The 9719-nt window shown below is 60.9% G+C and carries 12 protein-coding genes and 1 pseudogene; 7 read left to right on the top strand and 6 right to left on the bottom strand.

Going from position 1 to position 9719, the window contains the following annotated elements; translation table 11 throughout:
- Window positions 1-485 precede the first annotated feature (485 nt).
- From P0D89_RS48550 to P0D89_RS48535, 4 genes are all read left to right on the top strand, one after another.
- Window positions 486-848 carry a hypothetical protein gene (locus P0D89_RS48550; protein ID WP_408369624.1) on the top strand — a complete coding sequence of 121 codons (363 nt, stop codon included), beginning with the start codon at window positions 486-488 and terminating at the stop codon, window positions 846-848.
- Between the two features lie 294 nt (window positions 849-1142).
- Complete coding sequence (locus P0D89_RS48545; RefSeq protein WP_408369622.1) at window positions 1143-1415, top strand: Lrp/AsnC ligand binding domain-containing protein; 273 nt, start codon at window positions 1143-1145, stop codon at window positions 1413-1415.
- Window positions 1416-1736: 321 nt separating this feature from the next.
- Window positions 1737-2510 (top strand): SDR family oxidoreductase, encoded by a 774-nt coding sequence (locus tag P0D89_RS48540; RefSeq protein WP_408379068.1) that lies wholly within the window; start codon window positions 1737-1739, stop codon window positions 2508-2510.
- Window positions 2491-2676 (top strand): DUF3563 family protein, encoded by a 186-nt coding sequence (locus P0D89_RS48535; protein ID WP_408369616.1) that lies wholly within the window; start codon window positions 2491-2493, stop codon window positions 2674-2676. The genes P0D89_RS48540 and P0D89_RS48535 overlap by 20 nt, the downstream gene beginning before the upstream one ends.
- A gap of 234 nt (window positions 2677-2910) precedes the next feature.
- On the opposite strand, the gene P0D89_RS48530 is transcribed toward P0D89_RS48535, so the two are convergent.
- The 4 genes from P0D89_RS48530 to P0D89_RS48515 form a co-directional block, all read right to left on the bottom strand.
- Window positions 2911-3282 carry a hypothetical protein gene (locus P0D89_RS48530; RefSeq protein ID WP_408369613.1) on the bottom strand — a complete coding sequence of 124 codons (372 nt, stop codon included), beginning with the start codon at window positions 3280-3282 and terminating at the stop codon, window positions 2911-2913.
- Between the two features lie 497 nt (window positions 3283-3779).
- Entirely contained in the window at window positions 3780-3929 is a 150-nt protein-coding gene (locus P0D89_RS48525) for a hypothetical protein (protein WP_408369610.1), read from the bottom strand.
- Between the two features lie 94 nt (window positions 3930-4023).
- Window positions 4024-4299, bottom strand: coding sequence for a DUF4148 domain-containing protein (locus P0D89_RS48520; RefSeq protein WP_408369607.1), 276 nt, complete (start codon window positions 4297-4299; stop codon window positions 4024-4026).
- Window positions 4300-4427: 128 nt separating this feature from the next.
- Window positions 4428-4640: a hypothetical protein gene (locus P0D89_RS48515; protein ID WP_408369604.1), complete on the bottom strand. Its 213-nt coding sequence runs from the start codon at window positions 4638-4640 to the stop codon at window positions 4428-4430.
- 176 nt (window positions 4641-4816) lie between these two features.
- Between P0D89_RS48515 and ku the strand changes: the two are divergent.
- Together ku and P0D89_RS48505 are read left to right on the top strand one after the other, a co-directional pair.
- Window positions 4817-5735, top strand: a pseudogene (ku, locus tag P0D89_RS48510) (non-homologous end joining protein Ku).
- A gap of 77 nt (window positions 5736-5812) precedes the next feature.
- Window positions 5813-6676: a tetratricopeptide repeat protein gene (locus P0D89_RS48505; RefSeq protein WP_408369601.1), complete on the top strand. Its 864-nt coding sequence runs from the start codon at window positions 5813-5815 to the stop codon at window positions 6674-6676.
- A gap of 39 nt (window positions 6677-6715) precedes the next feature.
- Here P0D89_RS48505 and ligD read toward each other — a convergent pair whose 3' ends face one another.
- Complete coding sequence (ligD, locus tag P0D89_RS48500; RefSeq protein WP_408369598.1) at window positions 6716-8617, bottom strand: DNA ligase D; 1902 nt, start codon at window positions 8615-8617, stop codon at window positions 6716-6718.
- Window positions 8618-8692: 75 nt separating this feature from the next.
- Entirely contained in the window at window positions 8693-8989 is a 297-nt protein-coding gene (locus tag P0D89_RS48495) for a hypothetical protein (protein WP_408369595.1), read from the bottom strand.
- A 196-nt stretch (window positions 8990-9185) separates the two neighbouring features.
- Between P0D89_RS48495 and P0D89_RS48490 the strand changes: the two genes are divergently transcribed.
- Window positions 9186-9620 carry a hypothetical protein gene (locus P0D89_RS48490; protein ID WP_408379065.1) on the top strand — a complete coding sequence of 145 codons (435 nt, stop codon included), beginning with the start codon at window positions 9186-9188 and terminating at the stop codon, window positions 9618-9620.
- The last annotated feature ends 99 nt before the right edge of the window (window positions 9621-9719 follow it).

The following is a 9719-nucleotide window of genomic DNA, read 5'->3' as shown; positions in this document are numbered from 1 at the left end:
ATGTCGCTGCGCCGCCCTGCCCTGCCTGTCGACCAGACCAAGCAACACGTGCGCCTATGCGGCTCGAGTGCGTCGACGCCTTGTCCGGCGTGCCTTCCCGTGATGCGACGCAGCGAAATCCCGCAAGATCATGGACTTGCGTGGGATTCGCCGGCGGTTATCCACAGGCTCATCCACTTTTTCGGTGCATAACCTTGGCGAAAAACGTCATGCCATAGGACGAATATCAATGGCCGCGCGGATCTAACGTCAAGTGGCAACGGAAACACCATAAGCAAGTAGTTCGCCGGAGCCAATCCATCGGCGCGATGACAAGCCCACCCGCGTGTTCAGACGATGCCCATGTCCGAGCTGGACACGAAGCGCATCACCTGCCCTTTTGACAAGCCAGACGGCCGGCCTTGATGTGCGCGAGCCTTGGGCCAAGTTCTCGGCGTCGATCCGTGGGTGCAGGTGGTTAAATTTCGCCCGATAGAGCCGACCCGATGAGCGCTCTATTCGCGATCAAGCCGTGGCAGGTCCGCGAGCGTTCGGCCCGCATCGGAATCACCGACCACCATTTCGATGCCTTCGCGTCCGGCCTCGTCCACGACGGGTCGGACCTCTGGACCAGCGACGCGCTGCCCATCAAGCGGAAAGACTGTTACGACAGTGTCGCCCTTGGCCAGCGCGTCTACCACTTCAATTACAGGCGATGCGTGCGGCGCGACCTCAAATTGTTCTCCGCTCACGGACACCTGCCCCCAAAGCACATGTGTGACCCTTTGCGAATTCCCGTCCATCCGAACCGCCGTTATAGCGTGCACTGTCATTGCTTTTCCTCCCTTGTTGGGGAAATCCTAGTATGAGCGCAACCATCAGCCATTTCGGCACTTACCGATACCGCGAGCCGGCGGGCAGCCTTCGCCGACCGTGGGCAGACGATGTTCCTCATGCTGAACCCGAGCGCGGCCAACGCCAGTTGCGACGACCCGACAATGGCGCTGCCGCTCGCGAACCTCGCAAGGCCGCAAGCGGCAGCATGCGACCCACTCCCGCCCCTCAGCGGAACGTCGCCAAAGTCCGCTCCGTCGGGCGAAGCGGACGCTGGGGGCGCTCCGGTCGGCAGCATCTTGTCGAATCGAATTGGAGCAGCGTGTCAATTGACACAGGGCGTCGCAATTGAAAAATCCGCGGCAAAGCTGGCTGCTTTCGAGCGCGCCCTGCTGGGTTGCGAGGAGGTGATGGAGTGCTATCTGATGACGGGCGCGTTCGATTACATCGTGCGGCTGGTGGCCAGCGACATGGCGGGAATCGAGCGTTTCGTGATGACACGGCTCGCGACCATCGATGGTGTTCGCGACGTCATCACGTCGATCACCTTGCGGCGCGTTCAGTACAAGACCGTGCTACCGGTTCGCGAGGGCGGAGAGTAAATATCCGATTGCACCGGAACTACCCGGGAGCAGACTGCTCAGGGTACCAGGTCGCATTGCGTGTCAATGTCGATCCGGTCCAATTTCATTGGCTCATCGTCTCAAATAAACGCGCAAATGTGCCTAATGTTGCCACATACGGTTGATTCATTGGCTCATTTTGGCACGTACGATCGGCGCAAACTACCTAAAATTTCTCACACGACAGTCGTGTCCTGTCGCAGCAGCGCGGCGTTGCCGGGTTCGGTATTGCGGCGCTCGCACATGCTTCCCGCCTGCTTATATACGAGGCAAGCGCGGCCGATCTGAAACGAGCAGAGAATGCAATTGAAAGGAGCAAACGTGACTTTTTCTAATGGACAACTGGCTGGCAAAGTGGCGCTCGTGACCGGGGGCTCGCGCGGGATAGGCGCGGCCATTGCAAGACGGCTCGCAAGCGAAGGCGCGGCCGTGTCGATAACCTATTCGAATTCGAGTGCCGATGCGGATCGCGTCATCGAGGACATCGAACGCGCCGGGGGACGGGGCGGGGCAATTCGCGCGGATTGTGCCGACGCGGACGCGGTAAAAGCCGCGGTCGGTTCGACCTCGAAACGCTTCGGGGGACTGGATATTCTCGTAAACAACGCCGCGATGTTCCGCCGTGGCCTGATCGACGACTTCCCACTGGAAGACATCGACCGGATGCTGGCCATCAACGTCAGGAGCCTGCTTGTTGCCATTCAGGAATCGCTCCGCTTCATGGAAAGAGGCGGGAGGATCATCAATATCGGTAGCATCAGCAGCGACTACATGCCGATTCCGGGCGTGTCCGTCTACGCCGCGACGAAAGGTGCGGTAACCAGCATGACGCGTGCGCTGGCAAGGGATCTTGGCAGTCGGGAAATTACGATCAATAACGTCCAGCCCGGACGGATCGATACGGTGATGAACCCGGCCAACGGTCCGATGGCCGACCAGATCCGGGGCTCAATTGCACTGGGCCGGTACGGATCAGGCGACGATATTGCGGGACTTGTCGCCTGGCTGGCAAGCCCCGATGCGGCGTTCGTAACGGGCACCAGTCTGAAGGTCGATGGGGGCACCAGTGCTTGAGCGGTTCAGGTCGAACGAACCGGGTATGCGTATGCTTTTCACTCTCCTATTAGAACGCCTCGACCGCTGGCTGCGGAATACCCAGCGGACCCGCAGTGATGGATACCTCGCAGCTTTGAAGGATATTGCCGAGCTTGAGCGTCGGATGAAAGAGTGCGACGGTTAGCTCGGGTCGACGCCGGCGCGAGCGATTCACGATAACAGCGCCAATGCCCCCGCTCTATGCCCGCCGCCAGGGAGACTCTTCTGAGGACAATGCGTCGTCGAACCCACAACCCGGCTGGACGCTAAACATTCGCAGTTGCCCCTCAACCACCTCTTCATCATCGGGTATCTCACTCGAGAATAGCCCAAGATCGATCGCCAGGCACGGTGCCCGGCCTGATCTGATGAAAAGGCCCTATTGCGACACCGACGCGTTGGATGATGCGTCCGTCGGCATCTGCGGTAGCGGAGCTGCCCCTGCGTCGTTCGTGCCGCTGCCCGTTGTTCCCGTTTGCCCGCGACGGCCTCGGTGCCCGCCGCGTGCCACGGTGGGCTCGCTCGCCGCCACCGGGTGCATTGGCGGATGCGCGATGTATTGAAAGTTTTCATTGACCGCGCTATTGCCCGTGTCGAACGACCGGTGGATGAACACACTGCTACTAACGGGTGAACTGGCTTGCGCAAAAGCCGTCGGTCCGATCGACATCATGGCTGCACCCACCGCCGCACTCACGGCAATAACGTGCGTGAGCGCACCGGCACTACGGGCTGTCGGACGTGCTTTCAACTACGTCTCCTTCAATATACGTGCGGTTCGCAACCGCTTGCAGCGGGCAGCCGTTTTACCGCTGGGTACGCTGGCTCAAAAAATTGAACCAACGTTGGGGGTGCCGGGCAAGCGGGGAGAAATACAAAGCGCTGCTGGGGAAAGGCCAGACCAGACCGGACCAGTCTAGTCCGAGTTATGGAGAAGAAGATTTCATGCTGGATTACAGGTGTTACTCGATTTAACTGATCGATGAATCGCGCCGGGAATTCTCCAGGTGTGGTACGAACTGCCTGCTGCCCACTGCCGAAACAGCGTTTGAAAATGAAGCTGGCTCGTCCGACAAATCGTCGGTCGCCGTTGCTTCGTCAAATGGCAACTCATTGCTCATCGGCAGACGTTCGCCAGCTGACTGTGACGGACCGTTCGTGGCCGCGCTGCGCCTCAGAGGCCGACTCACTTCGGCCATCTATAGCCGAGTACCGCGGCGACCGGATAGGCTAACTCTCGAACCTCATCTACTCGCGAATCTGCTCCAGCTCCAGGGGATCGTCGGGATCTTTGCGTGGTAGGGCTACCAGCGGGTTGCGACGGTGACAAACCGGGCAGGTGAAGTAGAGCCCTTCGTCGTCCATACTTGGCTCCGCCACTTGCAGCGTCGTCAGCATTTGACACCCGTTGCATATCCACATAACGACCTCCGGACGTGACCTTCCCGTTATAGTTCACGCCCGCCAGATACGCACGCACCCTCGCCTTTAGCTACGGCTGCTGGCATTCCGACGCATACCAGTAGTCGACGAGCCGCTGTGCGGCCTGCAGATCGTCTGGATAGTAGGGGTCATCCCAAAGCGACGGGTCATAGCCCGCCTTCCTCAGGGCGCTCAGTTCGCTTTGGCGCTCCGCCATCGTCGGCGGCGTATTGGCCCTGAGCGAGGCAAGGCCGCGGCACTCCGTTTGGCTAAGGTGTCGGCCGGTGTACGGCGCGGCGCCCATCGCACAGCCAGCCAGCAAGAGTACCGAAGTGGAAATTGCCAAGCCTGTCTGCGGTCTACCCACGATACCGACCTCTCGCTAACATTGCGTACGCAATTGCATGCCAGCGGTGCCACCGGGTCGCCCCGATGTCAAATCGAGGCGACGCCCAGTTACGCGCCAGCAGGAAGTTACTTGTCGCCGCTGCCGAGCTCGCTGTGCTTGTGCGAATGCGTCGCACCGTGAACGAGCTCGTAATGCGCGCCCTTGCCGGAGCGCGTCGGCGGGAAGTGCTCGCCTTCAACACACGTGACCTCGAATTCCGGCCCGTTACCGCCCTCCTTCACGACCTTATAAATGCCTGACGTCTTAACGATCTGGCCGGGCTTGTGCTGGTCTGCCATCTGGATCCTCCTTTTTACGTGAAAGATGGTGACCCTGAAGCAAACCTCGCGCCTGTCCGCGGCTGGAACGTCACCTGCTGTTTGTCGTCACCGCCGGCGTAAGAACGAGTGCTAATCTCTTTGCATCGGCCCCGAGGCGCAGATCGCCTCCTTTCTTCTGACATCAGGAGACGTTCATGGCTGCCCGTTCGATCGCATCGCTTTCACTATCGTTTGGACTGGTGTCCATTCCCGTGCGCCTGCATTCCGCGACGTCGGCGTCCGAGACCATCAGCTTCAACCTCCTTGCCCCGGACGGCTCGCGCGTCCAGCAACAATATGTGTCGAAAGCCACCGGGAAGGTGGTCGAGCGCGCCGAGATGCAGAAAGGCTACGAGTTCGAGAAAGAGAAGTTCGTTGTTTTCACGAAGGACGAACTGAAGGCGCTCGAAGAAAGCCCGAGTCACATCGTTGAGATTCTGGCCTTTCTGCCGGACCGCTCAATAGACCCGGTCTATTACGACAAGGCGTACTTCATCACACCGGACAAGCGCGGTGGCAAGCCATACAGCCTCCTCAAAAAGGCGCTTCTCGCGAGTGAACGTTGCGCACTGGCATCGTGGAACTGGAAGGGGAAGACCCATATGGTGCAAGTGCGGGCAACCGTCGACGGCCTCATTTTCCAGCAACTGCTAATGGGCCGACGCAGTTCGCTCCCTGAAAGATCTGGACATTGAGGACGCATCTGTCACGGACAACGAATTACAGCTTGCCCTGAAGATAATTGAACAGGGCGGGGCAGAAAGCTACGACCCAAGCCAGTACGAGGACAAGGAAAAGAAACGCGTTCTCGAAGCGATCGACGCGAAGATTGCAGGCAAGCAGATCGTCACGCCTCAGGAAGAGGCAGCAGCCGATGGGGGCCAGGTCATCGACCTGATGGAGGCGCGGCGCGCCAGTCTGGCAAGAAACGCGAAACGCAGCCCGTCGCCTTCGCGCGCGAAGCCCGCCGCCCCGGTCGCTGAACTTCCTGCCAAACCACGCAAGACCGTGAAACGGGCAGAAAAGGCCGAGGAGCCAGTCGCCGCGCCCACCAGGACCCGGGCAGGGCGGTGACAGGCCGCTCTGCCGACCATACATTCTCGCTCCGGGAAGTGCAGTCGCTTCTCGGGGTCTCGCGGCGCGCCCTCCGAATGCTCATCGTCGCCGGGTTTGTGGAGCCCTCACACGGCGCGCGCAACGATTTGCGCTTCACGTTCCGCGAGGTCGTTCTGCTTCGCACCGCGCTGAGACTGCAGGGATCTAGGATACCGCCCCGCCGGATTTTGAAAGCCCTCTCGCGGATCAGGGACGAGTTGCCGGATGCCGCGCCCCTTTCCGCCGTGCGCATCACAGCCGTCGGTGACGCGGTAGCCGTCACGACCGGCGATGCGCAGTGGGATGCCGTCTCGGGACAGCTACTGCTGGACTTCGAAGTTGCGGACGTAAAAGGCGACGTGACATTTCTCGATAACGCGCCGGCCAGCCTTAGCGCACGCCGCAAGCAGGCGGAAGACTGGTATTCGCTCGCGGAACAGTTGCAGGCGACCGATCCGGTCGGTGCGGAGGCCGCGTACCGCAAGGCGATCGAACTGTCGCCCGAGCCCGACTTTCACGCTTATAACAATTTAGGCGCCCTGCTTGCCAGCGACCAGAACCGCTGCGGTCACGCACTCGAGGTGTTCGATGAGGCGCTCAAGCATTTCGAGGATGCGGAACTGCTGCATGCGAACCGCGCTGTGCTGCTTGAAGAAGCCGGGCGACTCAAAGATGCCGCTGCCAGCTATCTGCGCTGTGTCGAGATCAACGGGAAGAACGACCAGGCGGCGCTGAATTACGCTGTCCTGCTGGAGGAGCTGGGGCGGCTTGACGAGGCGTTGGCAGCTTATGCCCGCTGCCTTGAGATCAATCCGGGGAACGAAGAGGCCTTGCGCCACCTGACGCGACTGCATGAGCAGAAAGGCGACGACCGCGCCGTCATCCGGCATCTGAGCGCATGGCGTCGCTCTAACGTCTGACGCGAGTCAGCAACTGCGGCGCAACCCGAGGGCTGTTGCTCAGTCCATGCCAACGGCGCGTCGCATCGCCGCAGTTATGCCCTGCCGGGTCTGCCAGTAGTCCGGCCACGGGTCGGCCTTGAGCGATCGCTGACGCTCGATGGCTGTCCGCATTGTCCACTCGTCGCCCCGGCTTACTTCCCTGATCTCGTCCCACGAGACGGGCATCGACACACCCATGCCTGACCTCGCGCGCACGGAAAACGCTGCGACCGTGCTCGCGCCGCGACTGTTACGCAGATAGTCGATGAAAATCTTGCCAACGCGGTTCTTCGGCCCGAGCACGGCTGAGAATCGCTGAGGCACGACCCGCGCCATATGGCGGGCGACCGCATGAGAAAACGCCTTTGTCTCGCTCCACCCCTGTCGGCGCGTCAACGGCACTATGACGTGAAAGCCTTTTCCGCCGCTCGTCTTGGGGAACGACCTCAGCCCCAGTTCATCGAGCACGACTTTCAGCAGTTCGACCGCTTCGAGCATGACCGACCACGGCAGCGCCGGGTCTGGATCAAGATCGAAAATGACACGGTCGGGATGCGCGAGATCCGGCGCGACGGCGTTCCAAGTGTGCAATTCAACGACGGACATTTGCGCAAGGCCCACAAGCGCTTCGGCCGCGTTGGCAACAAGCAGTGGCGGATGGCGCGGATGCAGTTCGGTCGGCAGTTCCTGGATGCCCGGAATGCTCGCTCGCTCACTGTGCTTCTGGAAGAACAGTTCGCCCTTGATGCCCTCCGGTGCCCGTACCAGTGCAAGCGGCCGGTTATGCAGATGCGGCAAGGCCCACTCCGCAATGGTGGCGTAATACTCGACCATCTCCCGCTTGGTGTGCCCTGTCACCGGGTCCATCACCCGCTGCGGGTTCGATATCCGGACGTTGCCAATTCTCAGCGCACCCTTTGGCCCGGGCACTTCACGTGTCGAACCTGCGTCGGCCTCAACGGGTTCGTCGTCCTCCACTGCGACCATCGGCTCCTCGCTGACCGCAGACGCTGGCTTGTCCTCGCGCACCGCATGAAAAATGGGGTGGCGCACTTCGCCGCCCGGCGTCCATTCCAGGAACGAGCATTCAACGACGATCGACGGATCAAGCCACAGATAGTCGCGCTCCTTTTCAGGCTTTGGCGGGTTGTAGAAAGCGGTGGCTTCGCGGCGTACTGGCTCTGCTCTCGACAGAAAGGCGGACGTGGCGCGGGTTGAGAAATAAGGCCGGACGCTGCCGGCATATCGGAGGGAGCCGTCATTCTCATAGACGCCCAGCAGCAGCGAATGCACGCCGGAGCGCGCGCCCTTCGCACGCGTGAAGCCGCCGACGACAAATTCCTGGCGGGTGTTGCATTTGAGTTTGATCCAGGCGGGCGACCGGCCCGATTGGTACGGCGCGTCTCCGCGCTTACCTATGATGCCTTCGAGTTTCATTTTGCACGCCGACGCGACGAGAGACACCGGGTCCTGCGGAAAGTCTTCGGAGAAGCGGATCATATCGGACGTCTGCTCCGCCATCAGTTCACGCAACAACGCCCGACGTGCACGCAGCGGCTGTTCGCGAAGATCGGTCCCGTTCAGCCAGAGGATGTCGAACACGAACATCACGATTTCGGCGGCGCTGCGCCGGTCGAACGCGTTCTGCAGCGCGTTGAAATCGGGCTGACCGTTTGAATCAAGCACGACCGCCTCCCCGTCGAGCCAGGCATCGTCGACCTGAAGCGCCTTGCAGGCTTCGGCAAGACGGGGCATCCGCTCTGTCCAGTCATGCCCGTTGCGAGTGAAGATCGTCGCCGCACCGCCCTCAATGCGCGTCATCACGCGGTAGCCGTCGAACTTGATTTCGTAGGACCAGTCGCCTCCCTTCGGCGGACGGTCCACCAGTGTCGCCAGTTGCGGCTGTATCAACGCTGGCAAGCCCGTCCCGTCCCGCCCCGCGCTCCTGGTGGAACGACAGCGGTTTTCGACCGCCCCCGGCTCCAGCGTCCCATCTCACACACCGGCCTCGTGCGGCGGCGCATCCATCAGCCACTGCTTCACTTCCGGACAGCTGCTGAATACCGGGTCCGCCACCCAGCTTTCGAAGGCCGGTCGCCAGTCCTCCCAGACGTAATCGTCCATGTCGAACTCCTCGTCGACGGCGCCTGTCCCCCGCTCACACAGGAAGGCGAAGACCGCCGAATAGCCGTTCCAATACGCGACCATGCAGTCGTTCAGATCCGCAGCTGTGCCCTGTGGCAGATCGCGGAGCATCATTGCAAGCTGGCGTACGAAATCGTGATGAGTCATACGGCTCCTCCCCTTTGCCCGTTCGTGGGCAGAAACGCACGCGTTGCGGTGCGCCCATCGGGACCACAGCAGTTTCCATACCGGCGCACCTGCGCGCTCGACAGGATTCAGTTTTCTGATGCTCCGCCGATAACCAGTGAGCCGCATCCGCCCCCTGACACCGCATAACGGCCTAGGTGTGATCGAAGGGGCGAACTTGACAACCCGTTCGAGCCAGTACGATGGAATGACACCCATCGAGGAATTTATGACGCGACACGACCGCAATCAATCTCGAAGCATGAGCACGCATCTGAAAATCGCAGCAGTTAAAGCCCTGATCGTTGCCTCTTTCGTGTCTGTCGTCAGTCTGCAAGGAGCAGCGCCCGCCTCTGCGGGAGAACGCGGCGCGCACATCGGCTGGCATGTCCGGCAGCCAGCGAGGTTCATAGTCTCAGGCGTATTGCGACAGGACGGAACGACGGACGTCATCAAGCCGATCCACGCCATCGTTGCCGCCGACGACGGAGACGCTGCCGTGGCGATGTTCTCCGGGACAGCGCGGAAACAATATCCGGGCTACACGCTGATCGCAACTCTTGCTTCGCCAGTGCCCGCAGCAGGCACGTGCGAAAACAGCATTTACTCATAGGTCAGGAATTTTGCGGACAGATGGTCTATGCTTGAGCGATAGCTATTGAGAGCATCGCCCATGAAACGAGATGGCCGGAGCCTGGCTCACAACACGCTG

The sequence above is a fragment of the Paraburkholderia sp. RL18-085-BIA-A genome, from assembly GCF_046027075.1.
In the GTDB taxonomy this organism is placed as follows: domain Bacteria; phylum Pseudomonadota; class Gammaproteobacteria; order Burkholderiales; family Burkholderiaceae; genus Paraburkholderia.
The sequence above is the reverse complement of the archived record's forward strand: the minus strand, read 5'-3'. Positions and strand labels throughout refer to the sequence as shown.